Below are 22,045 nucleotides of genomic sequence, written 5' to 3' on the forward strand. Positions count from 1 at the left end.
AAAACGGCACGTCCCCTTACCGAGAAAGAAGCCCACCATGAATTCGAAACTAACCGACGAACAACTCGATGACATCCGCGGATACCTCGAACAAGGCATGAGCCCGGACGACATCGCCAACTACATCGGCCGCGTCGCCGACCTCGACCTCATCGAGATCGAGTACGTCCGCGCGGCCGCCAACGAGCTCGAGCAACAACACCAGCAACAGGGGGAGAATCCGTGACCGCACCCACCACCACCACCGACCGTGCCGCACAGTTCGCGCGCTACGGCAACGCACTGACCGGTCTCGCCGCCGGCGACGCCTGGGGTTACCAGGTCGAGTTCCGCAGGTACGCCGCGATGCCCGCCTACCCGGTGCCCGCGCCCGCGGGGGAGTGGATCGTCAGTGACGACACCCAGATGACCCTCGCCCTGCACGACGCACTCGTCGAGGTCACCGACTTCGAGGACATCGCTGCGGTCACCGAGACCATCGTCCGGCACTTCACCCTGTGGCAGCTCGATCCCGACAACAACCGCGCCCCAGGCCGGGCCTGCATGGGGTCGCTGTCGAACCTGCGTGCCGGGGCTCGCTGGTACGACTCCGACGGCGCGCTCGAATCCGCCGGCTGCGGTGCCGTGATGCGATTGGTGCCGGCTGCGTTCGCCCCCGAGCCCTACTGGCGGGGACTGACCGCGCTTCAAGCCGTGATCACCCACAAGCACCCGCGTGCGATCGTGCCGGCGTTGCTGCTCGCCGACGCGATTCGGCACGCTCCCGAACGCCGCGGCCGATTCCTCGTGCACGCCCTCGCCGAAGCCGAACGGATCTTCGACGGCGTGAGTGACTGGTTGACCGACCCTTACCTCGCCGATGTCCTGGCCCCCTATCGAGGGGACGTGTCATCTGTGCTGGTAGATGGTCTTAATGATGATGTCGTGGACATCCTTGTCGCCGCCGCGGAGACCTTGGACCGACTCATCGGGATGGACCCCGCCGAGTACGGCGACCCGTGTGCAGGCATCGGGGAAGGCTGGGAGTCGGCCAGCGCGCTCGCACTGGGACTCCTCGCTGCCGATCTGGCGACCGCTCCGGAAGATCAGAAGGTCACCCCTGATGAGGTCTGGGAAGGCCCGCAGACCCTGGCCTGGGCGGCAACCAGTAACGGAGACTCGGACTCGATTGCCTGCATCGCCGGCGCTCTCATCGGTGCGGCACAGAGCGCGCCGGATTACTGGCGCAGCGCCGGGTTGGCACCGCGGTTCGAGCCTCGCTACACCGACGCGATCGCCGCGGCATCGAGCCGGCTTCCAGGAGATGGCGTCGAGAGCTGATCTGTCGTCACCTGATAGGTGAAATGTGCTGTGAACTGTGAAGATGGCATGTCTCCTCTTGCTCGTATGAGTGGCGTAGAAAGGCGGACTCCGACCAGTACAGCGAAGGAGAGAGATGCAGATCGCAGCAATGGCACTTGGTGCCGTGATTGTCGTCGCCGGAGTGTGCGGGTTCGTCTGGCCACCGCGAAGCGTTCACCGTTACGGCCGTGCCTCGGCGTCCGATGTGCGGGCCTCATTGTCGTTCATGATTTCGTTCGGGGCGCTTCCGCTCGTGGCGGGGCTGGGCCTGTCTGCGCGGTCGCAGGATGCGGTTTCTGCGGTCGTGATGACGGCCGGTTTCGCTTCCGCCGTGTGGTTCGTCGTTGCGGGTATGAGGGTTCGCCGAGCCGAGTTCCGGGAGCGCCAGCGTCAGTGTGTCGAGCAAGGCGCAGTTCCACCGCGGTACTTCTGGTCACCGTGGGCGATCTTCGGGTTGACTCTCGCGCTCGGATTCCCGGCGGTCCTCTTCGGGGGGCTCGCGGTGGCCTCCGGGATCGGTGCTCTGATCACCTTCGAGTCCGCAGCAGAGGTCGAGAGGGCCTCGCAGGCGTTTGCCAACGTCATTGCTGCCGGCGTCTTCGCTCTCGTACCGGTTTCCGCGGCCCTCGGCCTGTGGCGGTGGTGGCGCTACCGCAGCGAGCGGCGTGCCGTGCTGGGCTTTGCGGCCTGAACTACGTCGAAAAAGGACTATTGACCAGGTTAAACAGCACGTCCCCTTTCGTGTGGGGGCTGCGGTCGGTCTTTACGCTGTGTGTTTCCGTCAGGGGAGTGGCAAGGAGGGAAGCTGTGAATCCGTCTCGTACCGCGTATGGACGTTGGGTCGTGCAGTCCGGCCGCATGATGGCAGTCATTCCATATGCGCACGTCAGTGAGAACTCGGTCATTCACCGACTGTTTCTCGGCCCGGGCGCTCGCCGCCGCGCGGAACGCTGGGTTGGGGTGGCGGCACGGGAGGCGCATTGCTGATAAGCGGAAAATGCGCTGTGAGCTGCGATGCTGGCACGTCCCGCTGATGTGATGCGGAATGCGCAGTGGATATGGGGTGTAAGTGCCCATAGGGGATTAGGGCTGACCCCGATCTGCTGTTGGTGATGTTTCACCGTCGGCCCAGCGTGTAGTGAATCACTCCCTACTTTCTCGATGTCGAACGTATGTTCTAATTGGGTGGTAGGTAGGAGTTGAGATGAGCAGTCCAGTGGAGTCGAAGGCCGATACGATCGCGCACCTGCGCCGTCGAATGGCTGAGATTCCTGCTCGGACAGATGGCCCAACTCGGCCGTCATCGGCTGCCTTCGCGCCCACGCGCATCGACGCTGATGCGAAGCACGCCGCCCCATCGGCCCTGAGAGTTCTCCCTGCGCCCGATCCGATCGCTCGGTTGCTTCCGCACCGCGGCCTTGTTCGCGGATCGACTGTGCACATCTCCGGCGCAGCCGCTCTCCGAGTCGGGCTGGTGGCCTCAGTGACGGGCGCGGGGAACTGGGTTGCGGTGATTGGAAGCCCCAATTTCGGCCTGTTGGCTGCCACGGAAATGGGAGCGGACCTCGCGCGATGCGCTCTCGTGCCCGATCCAGGTCCGGACCCGATTGCCGTGGCAGCAGTGCTCCTCGACGGAATCGATTTGGTCGTCCTTTCACTCGGTGGCGCCAATGTCCCGCCGAGCCGCGCCCGGGCCGTCAGCGCCCGGGTCCGCAGTAGCGGCGCAGTCCTCGTCGTCACTGACGGCAGCTGGCCGACCGTTGACCTGCACCTCAACGCTCAGGTGGCCGGCTACCGTGGCATCGACACTGCCCGCGGCCGCGTCGCCGGGTTCGACGTCGCCGTGCACGCTCGAATGCCGGGCCGGCAGCCGCATCGCGGTGTCGTCACGCTCACCGGCAATTCCGGTGGCGTCACCTGGGGGTCCGACCCGGCCGTGCCGACGGGGCTGAAGGTCGCCCAGTGACCGGACCCGGCCTTGACGGTTGGGCCGAACCGTTCCCGGAAGCGCCGATCCTGCGCCGACTTCGCGAACCTATCGAGGTTGTTGTCAACACCTCGAAGGTCCTGCCAGGAAGCCTCGGATTCGCTCGCGCCGACCAACTTCCGCTACGCGTGCGTGCTGGAGGCGTTCAGCTCGAATCCGCTATGCCGGCGGCCTTGTGGGCCTGGTTGCGGGTCGCTGACGGTCGGTGGCTCGCCCAGGTGTGCCTTCCGGTGTGTTCTGCGAATGGCTTCAGCAGTGCGGATCTGTGGCTGTGGGTGGAGTCGTCGTGCGTCGTTCCGGCCGATGAAAAGGGTGGGCCCGCACACGATCAAGAGCGGTGAGCGCAGCGTTCCCCTGGGCGTGCAGAAAAGGAGCACGTCCTGACCTGCATAGATGCCACGTCCCAGGTGTCGGGTGGCGCCCCCGTCCCGCGATATTCCGCGCGGTGCTGGAGGCGGTTGAAACGGCGAGGTGTAAGCAACTTACACGCGGCAGCAACGGAACCCGGTTGCAACAATGCAAAGAAGTATTGTAATGTTTTGGATGTTGATGAGCGACCGCGCATCACCCGAACGACGAAAGCAGCGCATAACGCAATGCCGCCGATCTACACCCCGACCTACCGCTACAACGACCCCACACTGACCGCGCCGACACCCGGTCGCGCCCTGATCGAAGACATCGGACTCGTCGAATCCCTGCCCGGACTCGGACCCAAGACCGGCGGCGGACACATCGGCGTCCCCATCACGATCGGACCCTTACGCACACGCTTCCTCCGCCCCCACGACGGCATCGAAACCACGTTGCCCAACACCGACCTCCGGCCCTGGTGCACCCCGTTCCTCGTCGCAGGTCACGCACAAAATTGCTTCGACCTGCCCACACGTCCCGGCTGGAACTGGCTGTGCTGGACCGTCGCCGACCACCTCGCACACGACGCCGCCACCACCCGCGCGGACGCGCCGCTGGTGATCGTCCCCTGCGGAGCCACGAAAGATCCGACCCCCGCGAAGATCCCGGCGCGACATCGCTACAACGGCACCTACCACAGGCTCGGACTGCGTGCGGCCGCCGCACTCACCGGCCCGAACACCACACGCATCCTCTCCGCTCGCTTCGGCCTGATACCCCTGCACCAGCTGGTCGAGCCCTACAACCTGCGCCTCGGTCAGCCCGGAGCGATTACCGCCGACCAGCTCCGCGAACAGGCCGCTGACCAGGGCCTCCTCGACCACCACAATGTCGTGCTGCTCGGCGGCCGCGACTACACCGCACTCGCACAGCAAGTCTGGCCCTACGCGCACACCCCGCTCGCCGGAACGAAAGGCATCGGCGAACAGCAGCAGCGCCTCGCCGCCATGGCCGCGACCGGCCGACTGCACTGACCACCCGCTCACTCACCCACTGGAAGGCACCATGACCGATCTTCTGACCGACACCCACACGGCTGCGGCGACCCGCGCCGAGGCCATCGCCCGCGGATCCCTGCGCGACGTCACCACGGACGCTCGCCACTTCGGAATCCTTCTGCCCACCGCAATCACCCATCGGGCCTGGAAACAGGCCATCGCCTGGCCCGAGCTCGACACCGCGACTCGCTGGGAGACTGGCCGCACCTGGACTGTCTTGGCCCACGCCGCCCGCGCACTCCTGCGCGCTCAGGCCCGCGGCCGCGAAGGTCTCCAACTGTTCAACTTCATCCCGACCCCCTCGCTCGACGGAGAAGACCTGCTCACCCTCGCCGTCGAAATCGGCCCCGGTGACGCAGGAGAGCCCGTCGTGACCATCACCGCGGCCGCTGACCACTGACCACACGCCCCGGAAACGACCCCGCGAAAGGACGCATAGTGCCTGCTGACGCGATCGAACCGTCGACCAACTACTTCCCGCCGAACTGGGACAACCGCCCCCGGGTGAAGCAGTGGAACGGCCACATCCTCCGCGAAGACTGGCTCACACGAGACAAGGCAGACCTTGTCGGCATCATCGAACTGCTCAACCACCAGGTCACCACAGCGAACCAGAACGCCCTCGACGCGAGCTTCCTCGCCGAATGGTGCATGTATCGCCTGCTCGTCCAGGCCGGCATCGGTGCGCGAATCTACCTGCACCTCACTCGCGCCCGCCGCCGCGGACGTAAAACAGAACGGATCGACACCCTCCTCACGCTCGGCACAGCCACACAAAAGCCCTGAAAACATGCAGTGAACAGGTGAAATGGCAGGTCCCCGTCTCGGGATCGACTCCCTACAGTCGGCGCGCGACTGACCACGGTCCATGCCTGAACCCTGAGCAAGAAAAATGCCCCCGATTCCGGGTAGCGTCCATATTGATCAACTTTCCAGTCCTCCTCTCTCAGAAAGAGATACGTATGCTTTCTAGCTCGTCGGGCGCTGCGGTCAGTCACTACTCGGACTGGTTGGCCATCAATTGGGCGGTCGGGTATTTGCTGCTCGGGATCGCGGCGGGAGTGGCGACATTCGCGGTATCGATGTGGATTGTCGCCGCGCGTGATTCCGCAGGAGGCCTGTCCGCGTGGGCTTTCGCGCTCGGCAGCGTCGCCGGCGGCATCCAGCTATACGCACTGTGGGCGCTCGTCCGGCACATCGAGCAGGTCAGGTGGGCGATAGCTCTGGCGCTGCTCGTTGTCGTCGTCATTGCGGCACTGACCTATCAGACCGCCCGCGCGGACCTGGCCGAGGGCGACACCCACTACGCCCCGCCGATTCCTGCCCGGGCCTGGGGCGTCCCGACCGGTGTCTCTGCGGTCCTGGCGATCGGTGTACTCGTTGTGGACAGTGTCCATCGCGCGGCCGCTGTGCTGTCGATGGGAGTGGGTCTGTTTGTGCTGGTCATCCTTGGCTTCGGTGTATGGGCGGTCTTGTCTGCGGCTGCACCATCTTCGCGGTGATGCCGCAGGTCAGGTCCACCTAGTTGGTCGATTGCCGCCTCGCGTGGTGCTATATCGCGGCGCGTGGTGACCCCCCGGCCACGCGAGTAGGTCGCCCCTGTCGCCCGTCCTCCCCCCTCGGACGGCAGGGGCGCGGCTATTTCTGCGATCTGGTGCTCGTCTGTGGTTGCAACTTTCGAGATCGAAGATTCGAGTTGCAACAATACAAATAAATATTGTAACGTGACAAGGTGTTCGGCGGCACTGAGTCGAAGAGAACATCTCTCTCGGTATCTGAATTTCATTGGCGGACAACCGCTGAACGAAAAGAATCCCATCCGATGACCTCCAGGAGGACCCATGAACGCCTACGATGTCGAGATCCAGGCCAGCACCGGATACGAGTTCAAGAGCCAGACCTTCACCATCGCGGTCACTGCCCCCGAGGGCTACGGGCAGGCTGAACGTCGCGGGATTCTCCGCGCGATCGAACGCGCCGCAGAGTGGAACGCCGAGCACCCCGAGGCGATCACCCCCCCGCCTGACTGGCAGGGACGCATATCGCGTCGTCGCGATCCGTGCCCACGTGGACGATATCGAGCACCAGGCGCCCGCGAGTCCCTCCGCGGCCCCTGCCTCCGCTCCTCTGGCGGCCGGCCCGAATGGTGCGACCCTCGTCCTCGCCGTGGATCTCAACTCCGTCCTGGCCGCGCTCGGTCGGCAGGACAAGCGCTGATAGAGGGTAGATCGAGGGCTGCGGGGGAGGCGTGACCAGCCTCCCCCGCAGCCCCGATCCTGCTCCAGTGCCAATCCGGTTCCGATAACGGCTGTGGCAGCAACGCTGTGCCTGGTCGCGATCTCGCGGCGCCGAAACCTCATCTTTGCCGGACGGTCGGCCCTCGAATGGCGCCGCGATGCGTCCCCAGTCCGTGCTGGTCCGTTACGGAGCGCACACGGCCTTACTCGGGCGGGGGAGACGTAGTAAGATAAAAGAAGATGGAGGAGGACATGGCAGCGTCAATCGCAGAACTCGCCGAAATGATCGCCGCGGAGGCCCACGCCGGACAGGTCGACAAAGCCGGCCAGCCCTACATCACCCACCCCGCCCGGGTGGCCGCTCGCGTGGCAGGCGACGAACACGCCGTCGCCGCAGCCTGGCTGCACGACGTCGTCGAAGACACCGAGGTCACCCTCGCCGACCTCGAGCAAGCTTTCCCGCCGGACGTGACCGCCGCTGTCGACGCACTCACCCGCCGCCGTGACGAGCCTCCGGCCGAGTACTACGCCCGCGTGCGCAGGGTGCCATTGGCCCTGACGGTCAAGCTCGCCGACATGGCCGACAACAGCGACCCCCAACGTCTGGCCCAGCTCGACGCCGCCACCAGGGAACGCCTGATCGCCAAGTACGCCCGTGCACGGGCCGAGCTGACCGCCGGTGTGTAGATCCGAAAAGGAGGGCGGCCACAGATGTACCGATCACCGACGACACCGGGAGACGCCGATCGACGACATGCGCCCCGACCCGGCACCGGGCCGACCCGACATCGACTGGGCCACCAACCCGGCCAGCACCCCGGAGCAGCTGTACCGCGACTACCCGGACCTCATCGCGGCCCTGGTGGTCGACACGATGACCGCCGCGAAGCAGCAGGAGGCCGCGATGACCTCTGACGTGCTCGCTGCCCTCCCTCCCGATGCCCGGATGCACGGCCTCGAATTCCGGATGAAAAGCCCCGACTCCCTGGCTCGCAAGCTCGACCAGCGGTACAAGAAGGCGCCGTTCACCCCGCCCGAACAGCATGCAGCCGACATCACCGACGTCGTGCGCTACACCGCGATCTCACATCCGAGAGAAGTCGTGGCCACTGCCCACGTGATGGTCGAGAGGCTGACCGAGCGTGGCTGGACGGTGATCGAGGCCGAACAGTCCTACCTCGACGGTAACCAGTACAAGGGCCTACACATGCTGGCCCGCCACTCCCGCGGCCACATCGCCGAGTTCCAGTTCCACACCGACGCCTCCCAGCAACTCAAAGACGACACCCACGTCGACTACGAGAAAGCGCGCGACACGCGCGTTCCGGCCGCAGAGCGGGCCGCGCTGACCGAGAACATGGCCGCTCGATGGGCGAAGATCCCCACCCCTGCCGGCCTCACCGAGCTGACCGAACTCGGCGGATGCGCGGTCACACCGAAGCGCTACGCGCAACGCAAGATGAATCGAAGAAGGGACGCGCAATGAGCCTCTACACCGTCAGTCACCGCGGCCAGGACCAGTGGCTTGCCTACGAGGACACCGAGGCCGCCCGGATTTACGCCTACGTGCCGAACCTGCACCGGTTCGTCTTCCACAACCAGCTCGGCCAGGACTTCTACTGGGACAACGAACTGGAATGGACCCCGGTCACCGCCGCCGCCGGCCACGCGATCGTCGCCGCCGGCCTCGTCGGCAAGCTCGACGGCCGCCGACACGGCGACCTGCTCGCCGAGCTGACCGCCGAACCTGATTGCCGCGCCGTCGAGGAGGTGTTCGGCGCCCAACCGTTGCCGGTGCGGACACCGACGCCGCAGGAGTTCGCCGCAGCCAAGGTCAACGCGGTAGCTCACGCGGCGCCGGGGCAGTGGGTCACCTACCGGACCTTCACGCACGACAAGCGTCAACTCGCGCGCGTCGCAGCCCGGGACCTGCGTACCGGCAAGATCGCGGCGGTCCGCAAGTCCGGCCTGCATATCGATTCCCGGGTCACACCCACCGCGGATGGCCGCTTGGTAGTCGAGATCACTCGGACTGCATAAAGGTCGTATGACCTGCTGAAACGTCATGTCCCCCTTCTGGGTGCCGAGCCCAAACCGGCGAAGGTTCCGGCTTGTTCTGGGACCATGACTAGGCGTAAGCGCTAGGCGAGGAGGACTCATGAAGCCGGGCGACCTGGTCAAAGTCCACAAAGACGGTGTCTCCGTTTTCACTGTTATCAGCATCGACGAGGAAGATGGCACCGCCCTTATCGAGTCGGCCGTCGATGCCCCAGGTAAATACCCTTGGCCGGCCCCGCTCGGCAGTCTCGTACCGGTGGAGCAATAGGCGGCTCGCGCTGCGCAGGTCCCGCCTCGCAACGGCCGGCCGGACTATTGCGTTCCTTCGGGGACGCGGTCCCGCGTCGACCTGATTGTCGGCACCCGTCACCCCACGGCCCTACCGAAAGACATGGTCGGCAGTTCCACGCACTCATCATCCTGGTCGGAACCACACTCCAACGCCCCTCATAAAAGGGTCTCGAACAGGCAAAATGACACGTCCCCCTTGAAATGTTCTGGCCCGGGATCGGGTGTCGTGTTCGAGCAGCTCGTCGACGACGCGATCGTCACGTCGACGAGCTTCGGGGATCTGTTCCCCGTGGGATGGGGTTCGGCGCTCGTCTGCATGGTGAGGCAGACTCTGGGCATGACTTCTGTGGGGAGCGCCCGTTCCGACGAGAACACCTCGCCGGCCGGCGAAGGGGGAAGCAACGTGGCCGACAAGCAGATGCCGCGTCCAGCATGGCGCCTGCCGCTGATCGGGGATGTGTTGCGCCTCGACCCGCAACGCCCGGTGCAGCGCGAAACACAGTTCGTGCGCGAACTGGGAGACGTATTCGAGATCAGCATCATCGGCCGCAAGGTCGTAGTGGTCGGAGGCGGCGACGCCGCAGCCGAGGTCTTCGATGAATCCCGCTTCGCGAAAGCTGTGGTGCCACCAGTGAGCACCTTGCGAGAACTGGCCGGGGACGGGCTGTTCACCGCCTTCAACAGCGAACCGGCCTGGGCACAGGCACACAACGTCCTGATGCCGGCATTCAGCCAGACATCGATGCGCAGCTATCACGACGCGATGGTCGAGTGCGTCGACCAGCTATGCGACTACTGGACCGACAGTGTCGGACAAGGAACAGTCGACGTCTCGTCGGACATGAACCGCCTGACTTTGGAAGTTATCGGCCGCACAGGATTTGGGCACAGCTTCGATTCGTTCGCATCCGATCGGCACCCGTTCGTCGAATCCATGACCCGGGCATTGTCGTTCGTCTCGCAGACAGCGAACGATCTTCCGGTGGTCCGAGAAATTCTCGGATGGAAGGCCCTGCGCCAAAATCCGAAAGACATCGCGCTGATGAAGCGCACAGTCGACGAGGTCATTGCCGCCCGCCGTAGCGGCCACTCGCCTCGGCAGGATGACCTGTTGCAGCGGATGCTCGAGAACCCCGATCCCGACACCGGCGAGCTGCTGTCCGATCAGAGCATCCGCAATCAGGTGCTCACATTCCTGATCGCCGGTCACGAAACCACCGCCGGACTACTGTCGTTCGCCCTGCACTACCTGTCCCTGAACCCAGGAATGATCGAGCGGGCCCGCGCCGAAATCGACGAGGTCATCGGCACAGACGGTGCACCAGTTCGCTTCGAGCAGATCGCCAAACTGCGCTACGTCCGGCGCATCATCGACGAGACATTGCGCCTGTGGCCGTCCGGCCCGGCCTTCTTCCGCAAAGCCCGACAGGCCACGACATTGGCCGGCTACCCGATCGACAAGAGCGAGACGATCCTCGTCGTGTTGCTGGCACTGCACCGCGACCCGAAACTCTGGGGCGACAACGTCGAAGACTTCGATCCGGACCGTTTCCTTCCGGCGGCAGTTCGCGCACGTCCTGCACACGCGTACAAGCCATTCGGAGTGGGTGCCCGGGCCTGCATCGGCCGGCAGTTCGCGCTCCACGAAGCAGTGTTGGCGCTGGCGCAGATCCTGACCCGGTTCGACATCGCCCCGGTCGCCGGTTACGAACTGTCGGTCGCCGAACTGCTGACGATCCGGCCCGAAAACCTTCGATTGCATATCAGCCCGCGCTCCTGACCCTCAAGAGCGGCCCCCGATCGTTCACGGACTCACTTCGTTACACTTCCCAAGGATTTGAGACCGAAACGAAATAGGCGGGGGCCGAAAAAAATTGGGAAAGTGGCATCTGATCGAAACGCTGGTGGAGGGCGCAGCGACGCTGGTCGCTTCGGGGGACGAAGCAAAAGAACTGACCTCCATCCGCAGTAGGAATGTGTCACCGGCAGCGGACATCCTGGTCGAGCCGATCGTGGAACACGTTCGGCGTACACGCGAACCGTTCGATCGAGTACTTCGCTCGAAGAAGCAGGGCCGCTCGTGGCGGTACTATGCGTGGCCGATCATCGGACCGTTCCGCGATGTGCACGGCATCCAGCTATGGATCGGGAATCCCGACGAAGAAATCCCCCCACGGCGCCTGACCTCGGGAGTGTTCTGGTCGACGACGGAATGGCTGATCTACCAGACCTGGGAGTCCGGGGCGATGTCGGGAACGCTTCTCGAAGACTGGGTCCCGACGGCCTTGTCGTCGGACTACATCAATCGCGCGATCCACTTCGAGAAGGAACAAGAGTTCCTGGAAATCACCCTGACTCCCAAGCCCGGCATGGCACTCAGCACATGGTTTGCCGTCAGGCACGACCACGGCCACGCCATGCAGTGGCAGGCGGTTCTCCGACCCGCACCCGATGGCTCCGGCGTAATGGTGCTCTACCACGACTTTTCCGACGTGTACCCCCCATCCGTGCCGACCCTCGCCGAACTCGGGCTCCAAGAAGGGCTGGACGGATCCAACGTTCACGTCGCAGTGTTCGAGGCGCAGCGCGGCTCTGTCGTGCTGTGGATCGGTCGCGCTCCGCAGTGGTTGGAATGGCAATATGCGCACCTGACCGGACCGGTCGTGCATCCGGACGATCTGCACCAGCTGCACGCCAGCGCGCAACGAATCAGCTCCGGTGAAGAGCCTCATACCGTGAATCTCGTGCGGCTGCACCGCGGCGACGACGAGTGGGTGAAGTCCTCGGTGACGATGCGCCCGTTCCAGCTGAAAGACCGTCCCGCCCATGCGGAACTGATGCTCATCCAAGTCGCTCCCGCCGACGACCTGTACTGAGTCCCGGGCCAGGGAGCGATTGGCCTGCGGCCGCGCCGGCGCGGAGTATGCGTATCTTCATACCAATGTGGCCTGCACCGTGAGGTGCAGGCCACAAGGTTGCGGGGTGCTGTGCTTCAGCTTCTACGAATGGGCTCGTTGCTCGGTGCCGGCAGGGCAGGGCCTTCAACGAGCGACGACTCAGTGGCTTCTTCGACGGCGGCCGGCTCGAACGACAGGATCGCCAGTCCAGGAAGTCGCATCCTCGGCCGGATCTCATGGTGATGAGGTTCGACGTCGGGATGTGTCAGGTCGCGAACGCGGACGTCGAGGAATCGGGCCAGTGCCACGGTCTGGCCCCAACGGGGATACTCCGCGCCCGTCTCCCACCGGTCGACCGCGGTTCTTCTGCAAGGCAGGCCGCGTCGACGCTGGGCCCGACGTGGCCACCGGCATCGAGCAGGTAGGTGATGTAGAAAGGCACGAGTTTGCCGGCCTTCCACAGTGCGTGCTCGTCGCTGTCGGGCTCGGCGAACGGTTCTGTGACCTGAAGGTTGGTCAGCAACCGCTTCGCGTACTCGCGGGCGGCCGGTGACGCTGTACTGATGCGTTCGCCGAAAATGGGCAGCTGAGGCTCGGGCGCGGCGGTGGTTCGGGGCTTGCGGCGGAAGAACTTGAACATGAACGCTCCTGGAAGGGGTGGGCCACAGCGCAGCGAGGGGCACTGTGGTGGTCAATGCCGAGGTCCGGGCCGTGGGCGTGTTTCGGAACATGTCCCGGGAAGCATCAGAGAGACGGTCCCCGCAGTCGGCGTTGCTGTGGCCGTGAGAGCGCCGCTCGGAGTCATGTAGTCCCGGTAGCGGTCGGGGTTCCGGCGCCCGATGGTGTTGCCGCGCTTGCGCGCGCGATAAGGCCGGCCCGGTGCACTCCGGGGCCAGCTCCGACGAGTTCGAGGGCATGTAGCGTGCGTGGCCTCGTGTGCGCAGTCGTGGAACTGCTCCATGCACATGCCGGGGGACGTGTCATTTGTGCTGGACAACGCCAGGTTTTTCCTGAGCGGTCTCTGCCGGATCATGGGTTCCCGCGGTCGCGCAGCATCTGCAATTCCCAGACTGCGAGGTCGAGCTGGTCCAGGAAGGACGCGATTTCGGGGTTTCGGCGAAGCTCGGCGATGACGACAGGGTCACTGTCGACGTGGAGTTCGGCGATGCGTTGACGTTCGTCTTCAGTCATATCTGGTTGGACGCACCGTGGAGCGGATCGGTTCCAGCCGGTCCGCTCGTCGGTGTGCTGTCTGTCCAGTGGAGGTTGTGGATCTCGTGCCCGGCGTCCCCGAGACGTTCAGGGGCTTTATGGATTCGGTGACGCAGCGAGCATGCCGCGCAGCTCGTCGATGTCCTGTTCATCGGCCCACGACCGGAACCCGAACGGGTCGGGGATGTCCTCGCCAAGGGCTTCGTCGTCGACCAGATGGTCGACGTGCACGTCGGCGTCGCGGAATTCCATCGTGCTCGACACCGGGGTGTCCATATCGTTGTTCTGCCAGACGATGACGCCCAGCTTCTCGCCGGTTTCCTGGTCGTAGTAGGTTTCCGTGCTCCGACCATCCACCCACGGCCCGTCTTGCCCGCCGGTGATAATGCGCCCGCCGGCTGCCTTCACTGCGGCGCGTGCTTCGGCCTCAGCGGCTGTGTGCTGGTCGTGCCAGGTGATGTAGTGCTTGAGGAACGAGGCGAACTCGGTGGCCACATCCTTGAAGGGTGCGGACTCGGCGGGTGTTGTGGTCACACGTCGACTCTAAGTGAGCAGGCCTCGGCCGTGTCGGGGGCGGAGTTTGTTGAGCCGGCCGATCTGTCTCCTCCGAGCGTCTTGTCGGTGGGGTGTCGCTGCTCCGCACGAGCTTGACAGGGGTGGTTGATCGCCTGCGCCGCAACCCCGTGGGAAGGCGTCCGCCTCGTCTTTGACATCGAGTGGCATCAGCTCTTCGGTGCCGAACCTGTTACCTGGGATCGAACCGTGCACTCAATGCCTGTACAGAGAAACCGACCAAGGTTCTCTGCTGGCGGCGGGAGTCTGTGCTGACGTGCAATTCAGGCTCAGCCGTTTCGGGTGTTTACGGCCTGCGAACAGACGTGAACAGGAAGGGATTTCTAGGGGATACCTGATATGGCTTGGCATGTCCTACCTGAATAATCCTTCATATGGCTCGGCGTGTCCTACCCGAATAGCTGATCTTGGTGACGCACAGTATTCAGCATGGATACCGCGAAGGCGCTGCTTCTCAGTGACGAGCAGTGGGGAAGCGAGGTGCTACTGCCGCACCGTCCGTTCGCGACGAACCAACTCGAGCATGGCCAGTACCGGATGAGCCGCGACGAGGCGTTGACGATGCGCTACATCCAGCACTCCCCGCATGCCCTGCTCGGATCGATCGTCATCGACTGTGACCATCCCGATGCGGCGCTGAGGGCGTTCGAAAAGCCGTCGGATCATCCGGCGCCGAGCTGGGTCTCCCAGTCGCCTTCCGGGCGGGCGCACCTGGGCTGGTGGCTCGGCGACCATCGCGTCTGCCGCACCGACTCCGCACGCTTGAGTCCGCTGCGCTTGGCGCACCGCATCGAGCGAGGCCTATGCATCTCCGTTGGTGGGGATTTCTCCTACGGCGGGCAGCTGACCAAGAACCCGATCCACCCCGAATGGGAAACCCTCTACGGACCTGCGGACCCGTACGCGCTGCGGGACCTGGCCACCATCCACACGCCCCGGCAGGCACCACGTCGGCCCGACCGTTCGGCGGGTCTGGGTCGCAACGTCACGATGTTCGATACCGCCCGAAAGTGGGCCTATCCACAGTGGTGGAGCCACCGCGACGGCACCGCCGAACAATGGCTCCAGCTCGTGCTGCAGCGGTGTCACGCGGTCAACACCGAGTTCGCCGACCCGTTGCCGTTCGTCGAGGTCCGCGCCACCGCGTACTCCATCGGCAAGTGGATCTGGCGTAACTTCGACGAGGCCACCTTCCGGGCTCGTCAGGCCGCGCGTGGCAGTAAGGGTGGCAAGGTTATGACCCCGGCGAAGCGAGAAGCCAACCGCACACGTGCCACTAAATTCGATCTGGCTACGGCATTGGAGTACGCGCTGTGAGCGGCGGTGCGCGAGCGAAACAACGCCGAGCTATCACTGCCAAGGAACTGGCGCAGCGGCTCGGTTCGTCCGAGCGGACCGCACGGCGGCTGGTTGCCGAGCCTCGGGAAGAGTTTCTCGAGCGAGCAGAAGCCCGCCGTATGCAGGTGGTGGGACTGCGCGCGCAGGGGATGAAGTACCGCGAGATCGCCGAGGAGATGGGGATCTCGACCGGCGCGGTGGGGCGGATTCTGCACGATGCCCGCAAAGTCGAGGGACCCTAGTAGTGACCGCCCCAGTACCCGATGGACACCGAGGATGTCCCGAAGTCCGTGGAACTTCGGCAGTGGCCCCTGTGAGAATCAGGCGACGCTCACCCGATCAGTGTGCACGACCATCGCCTCCCGGTCGAGCGCGGCACGCAGCGCCGGCAGGTGTAGGTGCCCGTTGACACGTCGGAACTTCTTCCCGGCCTCGGCCATTCCGGCTGCACACCAGCGCAACGCCATCTGAGAGTCTCGCCACCGCTTGACGTTGCGGGAGTGATCCCGGCACACCGAGATCATCGATTCGATTGCATTCGTCGACCGCAGAGTCCGCGCCAGCGTTGGTGGCACACCCAGACGCAGCACCGTCAGCGTCTCGGACAGGCCCTCGCGCAGACTGGCCGCGGCCCCAGGATGAGTGCGTTCGAGCTCGGACGCCAGATTTTCGAGCATCGCTTCGGCCTCGAGCACCGAGTCCGAGTGGTAGGCCTGCGTCATCTTGCTTCCCACGGTGGTTCGAAGTTTCTGCGGCAGGCGGTCTTTCACGTTGCGAATCTTGTGCAGCTGACACCGCTGGACGATCGGGTGGTCGAACACCTCGGCCACCGCCTTGCGCAGTGCGCTCGATCCGTCGATCCCCACGAGCACCGGACGGGTGACGTCCAGGCCGCGTTCGCGCAACCCGACGAGCAGGGCGGTGACCGTGGTGGTGTTCTCCGTGCCGCCGTCGACCACGGCCAACGGGTACTTGGTGCCGTCGGAGTCGATGCCCAAGGCCACGACGCAGCAGGTGTCGGCGAAGTGCACTCCGTCGATCATGATCGCCACCAGGTCCAGACCGGACAGGTCCGCGGAGAGCAGCTCGTCCAGTGCAGTTTCGGTCATCGCCACGAACTTGCGTGACACGGCAGATTTGCTTGTTGCAGAGGATGTTTCGTCTACCTCGTGCCCTACTGGTTCGAGGCCGATCGGGTATCGGCGGGTCGACAGGCCGGCGAGCATCTTCTCCATCGCCATCTTGCCGAGGATCTCCGTCGAGGTGAACAGTTCGTACGACGGGACCGGCAGCTCGCCGGAGCCGTCGGTGGCCCGTACGCGTGGGCGGGTCACCGGGACCCGGCGCCCTCCGAGCGTCACCGAACCCCGCTCACGTCCGTGACGGACCGCGGTGCGCTGCGCATCATGACGCCCTTTCGGTCCGGCCAGCGTGGTGACGTCGGCGTCCATCATTGCCTGCATGACCTGCAGGCCGGCGCCCACGGCCAAGGACAGCAAGCCCTCCTGCATGTTCTCGACGATCTCGGCCATCGCTACGCTCACCTGTTCCGGGATGGCGGGTGGTGTCGCGTTCACGGACTGATTCTGGCTACTCTTCTTCATGGCGGTCCCTTGCTGTTGGTGTGTCTTGGCAGACGCCCGATACCTACCACACGGCAGGAATCGAGCGAGGGACCGCCACTTCAACTTCTACGAGACCCGGGACAACCTCTCCGTCCCCGCTGGTGTCACAAATTCGGGCAGGCCTACGCGAACGAGTTACTGCGCCGCCGGCCTCGGCCCGGCGACAAATGGTATCTCGATGAAGTGTTCATCCGCATCAACGGCACGCAGCACTATCTGTGGCGGGCGGTCGATCAAGACGGCAACGTCCTCGACATACTGGTCCAGTCCCGCCGGAACGCGAAGGCGGCCACACGGTTCTTCCGCAAGCTACTCAAGGGCCTGCGGTACGTACCGCGGGTGATCGTGACCGACAAGCTGACCAGCTACCAGGTGGCGCACCGCGAGACGATGCCGTCGGTCGAGCACCGTCGATCGAAATACCTGAACAACCGCGCCGAGAACTCGCATCAACCGACCCGGCAACGCGAGCGTGCGATGAAACGCTTCACATCGGTCCGGCACGCGCAGCGATTCCTGGCTGCGTTCAGCGGAATCTCACCGCATTTCCGGCCTCGCCGACACCTGTTATCGGCGACCCAATGGCGCGAAGAGATGGCCGACCGATTCCGGGTTTGGAGCGAGGTGACCGCAATAAGGGACTGCTGCACGGATAGGTGACATCTGATCTGTGGTGCCGGGAGGCACTGCTGGAAGGATGTACCCCGTGCCGAAGCCGTATCCCAAAGAGTTCCGTGACGACGTCGTCCGCGTCGCTCGTAACCGCGAGCCCGGGCAGCAACTCAAGCAGATCGCCGCCGACTTCGGGATCAGCGAATCGTGCCTGACGAACTGGATGAAGTCCGCCGACGTCGAAGACGGCATCACGCCCGGAACCACTGCCAGCGAGAATGCCGAATTACGTGAAGCGCGGAAGCGGATCCGGCTGCTCGAGCAGGAGAATGAAGTCCTGCGTCGGGCGGCGGCGTATCTGTCGCAGGCGAACCTGCCGGGAAAATGATGTACCCGCTCGTTCGTGAGCTGGCCGCTGACGGGATCCCCGTCGCGGTGACGTGCCGGGTATTGAAGATCGCTCGTCAGCCCTACTATCAGTGGCTGGCCGCTCCGGTGGCCGCTGCCGAGCTCGACGAGGCGTATCGGGCCAACGCCTTGTTCGACGCCCACCGCGACGACCCGGAGTTCGGGTACCGGTTCCTCGTCGACGAGGCTGGGGACGCCGGCCAGGCGATGGCGCAGCGTACCGGGTGGCGGATCTGTTCCGACAACAAGTGGTGGAGCTCGTTCGGGAAGAAGCGCGGCACCAAGCACGTCCGTTCCGGCCCGCCGGTCCACGATGATCTCGTCGCCCGAAACTTCACCGCCGATGAGCGAAATCGCTTGTGGCTCAAAGATATCACCGAGCATCACACCGGTGAGGGCAAGCTCTACCTGTGTGCGATCAAGGACGTGCACTCGAGCCGTATCGTCGGCTACTCGATCGATTCGAGAATGAAGGCCCGTCTCGCGGTCGACGCCCTCAATTCTGCCGTCGCCCGCCGGGCCGCGGCAGGGGATCTGGTGGCTGGCTGTGTGGTTCACAGCGACCGCGGATCGCAATTCCGGTCCAGGAAATTCGTCCAGGCTCTCGGCCGGAACGCGATGGTCGGATCGATGGGCCGGGTCGGTGCCTGCGGCGACAACGCCGCCATGGAATCGTTCTTCGCACTGCTGCAGAAGAACGTCCTCGACCGCCAGCCGTGGTCCACTCGCGACGAGCTCCGGATCGCGATCGTCACCTGGATCGAACGGACCTACCACCGCCGCCGACGCCAAGCCAGGCTCGGCAAATTGACCCCAGTCGAATACGAGACCATCATGACCACACCAGCCGCTCAGGCTGCGTGACCGAATCTGTCACCTGATCGTGCAGCAGTCCCATCGGAATCGTTCGGGTCTGTTGTCTGCAAGGGTGTTTCTGCGGATACGAACTTTGTGTGCCGTGTGCCGTGTGGCGCAGGTAGTTTCAGCGAACCGCGAACCGCACGGGGCCCCGGGTCCGGGCGTTCCTTACACAGCACCACACGAGTCCCGGTGGGCCAGGCATCGAGTGGTACCAGGTCGGTGACCTCGCCGGCCCATGCACCGTCGCGGTTCTCGCCATCGGAGTCGATGAGCGCGGTCCACGCCGCCTGCGCGTTGTGGGTTTCGGCGGCGATCTGAACGAGCATTTTCAGCCGTACATCGCACCCGACTTGGTGAAAGTGGTGTGACCGTGTTCGCCAGGCGGGACTGTCCGATTTCCACGCGATGCGTTCGTCCGGGTGCTGTTCGGTGATGGTGGCGTCGAATTCTCGTGTTTGTCCGGCTATTTCGAGGATCCACTGTGTGTGCACATCGTCGGTTTGTGTGTGCACATCGTCGGTTTGTCGAATTTCCCGTACTCCGGACATGAAGTGCAGGTCGGGACGGTCCGTGTTCAGATGATGAGGTTCGAAGCGTTTCGTTTTCAGACTCGCAATTGGGGTCAGGTTTCTGGCCACATGTCGTATGCGGGCCATGATTCGCCCGAGCCGGTCGTTGTTGACCCGTCCGGCGGCCTCGTTGAGCTGTAGAGCGGATATGTGCAGTGCGTTGTCAATCGAGGCGTTCTCGGTGTTCGTTGGGTGTCATGCCGGTGGTGTCGCGGAACGCTCGGTAGAAGGTGCGGGGGTCGGAGAATCCTGTTTGTCGAGCGATGAGGGAGACGGGCCGGGAAGGGTATTTTCGTAGTAGGTGCTGGGCGGACTGGATGCGCGCTGCGCGGAGATATCCCATGACTGTGTGGTCGGTTCCCTGGAACAGGCGGTAGAGGCTGCGGCGGGAGAGTCGCATCGCGGTGGCGATGCGTTCGGCGTCGAGGTCGGGGTCTGCAAGGTGGGCATGGATGTAGGCCAGAACCTGATCTCGTCGTAGGAAGGCGGGTATTTCGGCGGCAGAGCGAACCGGTGTGACGAGACTCAGTAGTGATGTGGCCAGTGAAGAGGCGTGAGTCTCGAGCTGTGCGGCGCCGTGGGGATCGCTGTCTTGGTGTTGGGCCAGTTGGGTGAAAAAGGCTGCGACGGCGGACATCGCTCCTGCACAGCTCATGGTCGTGGCCAGGATGTCTGTGGTCCGGTCGATGCCGGCGAGCGCGAAGGCTCGATCGGCGGGCACCTTGACGATGACCTGTTCGTAGGGTGCATCGGCGCGGAAAGCGAAGGGCAGGGAACTGTCGTAGATGACCATGGATCCTGGCGGGACTACTGCAGTGTGTCCGGCCTGTTCGATGATGCAACTTCCGCGCGTCTGGAATATGGCGAACAGATACTCGTCCTGTTCCCGCCCTTGGGCGATTCGGCTGCGATTGCGGTGTGTCTGCTCGGCGGTGGCTCGTTTCGTGGACAGAGTGAAGTTCGTGTATCGGCCGAGACGGACATCGCCGTAGAAGTCGGGGTCGGCGGGGTCGGTGCTGACGTCGACGTAGGCATGGCGCCGGGCCTCTCGCCAGTAGTCGATGACACCGTCGTCCGGCGCCCGCGAGGTCGACAACGTTTCGAAGTGTGGCAATGAGGGCTCGTCTGCATCAGCCATGGCCGGATCACCTGCCTTACGGATACCACTGAGTTTACTGAGCCGCGCGGGAAAGTCCTGCGGGTCGGGGAGAGAGCGAGCCGGCCCTGTGTCCGCCAGTCGGGGGGCGATCACAGGGCCGGAAATCTACGCGTGCTGCAAAACGCTCAGGCCGTGAGCATTCCGTGCTGTATTGTGCTCAGACCGTGAGCTTTCCGTGCTGGATCGTGCTCAGGCTGGAATCATTCCGTGTGGGTCGATGATGAACTTGCTCGATGACCCCTGATCGAAGGTCTCGTAGGCGGCGGGTGCTTCGTCGAGGCCGATGACCTTGGTGTTGAGCATTGCGCTCAGATACGGCATGCGGTCCCACAGGATCGACATCATCAACTCGCGGTTGTAATGCATGATCGGTGCCTGCCCCGCGGACAGGCGCGGTGACTTGATCCAGGCCTTGCCGAATTCGAGCGGGAAGATGCCTTCCTGTTCGGCCTTTGTCGGTGCCAGAGGGTCGGGGCCGTAGACGCCGATGACGCCGGTGGCGCCGCCGGCACGGGTGGCTTCGAGGACGTCGTTGATGGCACCTGCCGGCTGAGGCTGATTGGACTCCGAGCCGATGCCGTGTGCTTCGGAGCCGACATAGTCGACGCCACAATCGACTTCGCGCTCACCGAGGATGGCCTCGATCTGGTCGGGCAAGGGGATGTCCTGGCTCAGGTCGATGGTCTCGCAGCCGTTGTTCTTGACCAGGTCGAGTCGGTCCTGATAGTAGTCGCCGACGATGATGCAGGATGCGCCGAGAAGGCGTGCTGCTGCTGCGCCGCAGCGTCCGACCGGCCCGGCGCCGGCGATGTACACCGTTGAACCTGGTTTGGCCCCTGCCTCGATGAGTCCGTGAAAGGCGGTGGGAAGGATGTCCGAGAGCAGGGCAAGATCGAGGATCTTGTCCATGGCCTGGTCCTTGTCCGGGAAACGGAGGAGTTGGAAGTCCGCGTACGGGACGAACAGGTATTCGGCTTGTCCGCCCACCCAGTCGCCGAGATTGAAACCGTATGCGCCGCAGGAGACTGCAGGATTGACGGTTTCACAGACATCTGTGCGGCGAGCTTTACAGTTGCGGCATCGTCCACAGGCGACGTTGAAGGGGACCGAGACGAGATCGCCTTCTTTGAGGAACTCCACGTCGGAGCCGACCTCGATGATCTCTCCGGTCATCTCGTGGCCCATGACCATACCCTGGGGGACGGGGAAGGACCCTCGGTAAATGTGCAGGTCGCTGCCGCAAATGTTGGTAGCGACGATTTTCAGGATGACGCCGTGGGGCGCTTTTCGTCCGTTCGGCATCTCCAGCTTGGGGAAGTCGAGTTTCTCGACCTTCATGGTGCCGGGGCTCTCGAACACCACTGCGCGGTTGCTGTCTGCCATGCTGTCGCTCCTAACCTGGGGGATCCCTGCACGCTGCGATTCGGGACCCGGTTGTGGTGGCGTGGCCACCGGGGGACCTTTC

At 64.2% G+C, this 22,045-nt stretch carries 26 protein-coding genes and 1 pseudogene; 20 read left to right on the forward strand and 7 right to left on the reverse strand.

The features are described from left to right. Positions 1-37 precede the first annotated feature (37 nt). The 16 genes from ACZ46K_RS00130 (at position 38) to ACZ46K_RS00205 (ending at position 12,202) form a co-directional block, all read left to right on the forward strand. Positions 38-226, forward strand: coding sequence for a hypothetical protein (locus tag ACZ46K_RS00130; protein ID WP_054806352.1), 189 nt, complete (start codon positions 38-40; stop codon positions 224-226). After that, complete coding sequence (locus tag ACZ46K_RS00135) at positions 223-1,320, forward strand: ADP-ribosylglycohydrolase family protein (RefSeq protein ID WP_054806351.1); 1,098 nt, start codon at positions 223-225, stop codon at positions 1,318-1,320. Before ACZ46K_RS00130 ends, ACZ46K_RS00135 begins: the two co-directional genes overlap by 4 nt. Before the next feature lie 115 nt (positions 1,321-1,435). Further along, positions 1,436-2,032, forward strand: coding sequence for a hypothetical protein (locus ACZ46K_RS00140; protein WP_054806350.1), 597 nt, complete (start codon positions 1,436-1,438; stop codon positions 2,030-2,032). Positions 2,033-2,815: 783 nt separating this feature from the next. Then, positions 2,816-3,307: a hypothetical protein gene (locus ACZ46K_RS00145; RefSeq protein WP_464743191.1), complete on the forward strand. Its 492-nt coding sequence runs from the start codon at positions 2,816-2,818 to the stop codon at positions 3,305-3,307. Beyond that, positions 3,304-3,669 (forward strand): hypothetical protein, encoded by a 366-nt coding sequence (locus ACZ46K_RS00150; RefSeq protein WP_464743193.1) that lies wholly within the window; start codon positions 3,304-3,306, stop codon positions 3,667-3,669. The genes ACZ46K_RS00145 and ACZ46K_RS00150 overlap by 4 nt, the downstream gene beginning before the upstream one ends. 255 nt (positions 3,670-3,924) lie before the next feature. Next, on the forward strand, positions 3,925-4,716 hold the full coding sequence (locus tag ACZ46K_RS00155; RefSeq protein WP_054806348.1) for a DUF6884 domain-containing protein: 792 nt from the start codon (positions 3,925-3,927) through the stop codon (positions 4,714-4,716). Between the two features lie 31 nt (positions 4,717-4,747). After that, the gene (locus ACZ46K_RS00160) at positions 4,748-5,140 is read left to right on the forward strand and encodes a DUF6573 family protein (RefSeq protein ID WP_054806347.1); all 393 of its coding nucleotides are present in this window, start codon (positions 4,748-4,750) and stop codon (positions 5,138-5,140) included. A gap of 38 nt (positions 5,141-5,178) precedes the next feature. After that, entirely contained in the window at positions 5,179-5,526 is a 348-nt protein-coding gene (locus ACZ46K_RS00165) for a hypothetical protein (RefSeq protein ID WP_464743195.1), read from the forward strand. Between the two features lie 176 nt (positions 5,527-5,702). Next, entirely contained in the window at positions 5,703-6,242 is a 540-nt protein-coding gene (locus ACZ46K_RS00170) for a hypothetical protein (protein WP_464743197.1), read from the forward strand. Positions 6,243-6,807: 565 nt separating this feature from the next. Beyond that, positions 6,808-6,957 carry a hypothetical protein gene (locus ACZ46K_RS00175; RefSeq protein ID WP_464743199.1) on the forward strand — a complete coding sequence of 50 codons (150 nt, stop codon included), beginning with the start codon at positions 6,808-6,810 and terminating at the stop codon, positions 6,955-6,957. A gap of 272 nt (positions 6,958-7,229) precedes the next feature. Continuing rightward, complete coding sequence (locus ACZ46K_RS00180) at positions 7,230-7,664, forward strand: HD domain-containing protein (protein ID WP_054806353.1); 435 nt, start codon at positions 7,230-7,232, stop codon at positions 7,662-7,664. Positions 7,665-7,731: 67 nt separating this feature from the next. Next, on the forward strand, positions 7,732-8,463 hold the full coding sequence (locus ACZ46K_RS00185) for a hypothetical protein (RefSeq protein WP_464743201.1): 732 nt from the start codon (positions 7,732-7,734) through the stop codon (positions 8,461-8,463). After that, positions 8,460-9,017, forward strand: coding sequence for a hypothetical protein (locus ACZ46K_RS00190; protein WP_464743203.1), 558 nt, complete (start codon positions 8,460-8,462; stop codon positions 9,015-9,017). The genes ACZ46K_RS00185 and ACZ46K_RS00190 overlap by 4 nt, the downstream gene beginning before the upstream one ends. Positions 9,018-9,135: 118 nt before the next feature. Continuing rightward, positions 9,136-9,303: a hypothetical protein gene (locus ACZ46K_RS00195; RefSeq protein ID WP_464743205.1), complete on the forward strand. Its 168-nt coding sequence runs from the start codon at positions 9,136-9,138 to the stop codon at positions 9,301-9,303. Between the two features lie 441 nt (positions 9,304-9,744). Next, positions 9,745-11,106 (forward strand): cytochrome P450, encoded by a 1,362-nt coding sequence (locus ACZ46K_RS00200; protein ID WP_054807198.1) that lies wholly within the window; start codon positions 9,745-9,747, stop codon positions 11,104-11,106. A 94-nt stretch (positions 11,107-11,200) separates the two neighbouring features. Then, entirely contained in the window at positions 11,201-12,202 is a 1,002-nt protein-coding gene (locus ACZ46K_RS00205; RefSeq protein WP_464743207.1) for a GAF domain-containing protein, read from the forward strand. A gap of 286 nt (positions 12,203-12,488) precedes the next feature. Here the strand turns inward: ACZ46K_RS00205 and ACZ46K_RS00210 are convergent, their stop codons facing one another. The 3 genes from ACZ46K_RS00210 to ACZ46K_RS00220 form a co-directional block, all read right to left on the reverse strand. Next, the gene (locus ACZ46K_RS00210) at positions 12,489-12,863 is read right to left on the reverse strand and encodes a hypothetical protein (protein ID WP_464743209.1); all 375 of its coding nucleotides are present in this window, start codon (positions 12,861-12,863) and stop codon (positions 12,489-12,491) included. A 389-nt stretch (positions 12,864-13,252) separates the two neighbouring features. Beyond that, positions 13,253-13,414: a hypothetical protein gene (locus ACZ46K_RS00215; RefSeq protein ID WP_464743211.1), complete on the reverse strand. Its 162-nt coding sequence runs from the start codon at positions 13,412-13,414 to the stop codon at positions 13,253-13,255. Positions 13,415-13,531: 117 nt separating this feature from the next. After that, complete coding sequence (locus tag ACZ46K_RS00220; protein WP_054810511.1) at positions 13,532-13,969, reverse strand: hypothetical protein; 438 nt, start codon at positions 13,967-13,969, stop codon at positions 13,532-13,534. Positions 13,970-14,437: 468 nt separating this feature from the next. On the opposite strand from ACZ46K_RS00220, the gene ACZ46K_RS00225 reads away from it, so the two are divergent. Next, positions 14,438-15,325, forward strand: coding sequence for a replication initiation protein (locus ACZ46K_RS00225; RefSeq protein ID WP_054807194.1), 888 nt, complete (start codon positions 14,438-14,440; stop codon positions 15,323-15,325). After that, the gene (locus tag ACZ46K_RS00230) at positions 15,322-15,588 is read left to right on the forward strand and encodes a helix-turn-helix domain-containing protein (RefSeq protein WP_054810512.1); all 267 of its coding nucleotides are present in this window, start codon (positions 15,322-15,324) and stop codon (positions 15,586-15,588) included. Before ACZ46K_RS00225 ends, ACZ46K_RS00230 begins: the two co-directional genes overlap by 4 nt. Positions 15,589-15,666: 78 nt before the next feature. On the opposite strand, the gene ACZ46K_RS00235 is transcribed toward ACZ46K_RS00230, so the two are convergent. After that, positions 15,667-16,950 (reverse strand): IS256 family transposase, encoded by a 1,284-nt coding sequence (locus ACZ46K_RS00235; RefSeq protein WP_464743213.1) that lies wholly within the window; start codon positions 16,948-16,950, stop codon positions 15,667-15,669. 117 nt (positions 16,951-17,067) lie between these two features. Here ACZ46K_RS00235 and ACZ46K_RS00240 point away from each other — a divergent pair. Then, positions 17,068-17,631 (forward strand): annotated as a pseudogene (locus ACZ46K_RS00240) (IS6 family transposase); the annotation flags it as partial. Positions 17,632-17,677: 46 nt separating this feature from the next. Continuing rightward, positions 17,678-18,855 (forward strand): IS3 family transposase gene (locus ACZ46K_RS00245; RefSeq protein ID WP_464743215.1). Its coding sequence is split into 2 segments (ribosomal slippage): positions 17,678-17,962 and positions 17,965-18,855, totalling 1,176 coding nucleotides; the frame shifts between segments, so codons are not numbered across the junction. Here ACZ46K_RS00245 and ACZ46K_RS00250 read toward each other — a convergent pair. The 3 genes from ACZ46K_RS00250 to ACZ46K_RS00260 all read right to left on the reverse strand — a co-directional run bounded on the left by ACZ46K_RS00250 (position 18,843) and on the right by ACZ46K_RS00260 (position 21,963). Next, positions 18,843-19,400, reverse strand: coding sequence for an SRPBCC family protein (locus ACZ46K_RS00250; protein WP_464743217.1), 558 nt, complete (start codon positions 19,398-19,400; stop codon positions 18,843-18,845). The two genes, ACZ46K_RS00245 and ACZ46K_RS00250, sit on opposite strands and share 13 nt — an antisense overlap. A 184-nt stretch (positions 19,401-19,584) precedes the next feature. Then, positions 19,585-20,559 (reverse strand): helix-turn-helix domain-containing protein, encoded by a 975-nt coding sequence (locus tag ACZ46K_RS00255; protein WP_464743219.1) that lies wholly within the window; start codon positions 20,557-20,559, stop codon positions 19,585-19,587. Between the two features lie 210 nt (positions 20,560-20,769). Next, complete coding sequence (locus tag ACZ46K_RS00260) at positions 20,770-21,963, reverse strand: alcohol dehydrogenase catalytic domain-containing protein (protein WP_003943355.1); 1,194 nt, start codon at positions 21,961-21,963, stop codon at positions 20,770-20,772. Positions 21,964-22,045 lie beyond the last annotated feature (82 nt).

It is taken from the genome of Rhodococcus sp. JCM 9793, assembly GCF_055380405.1.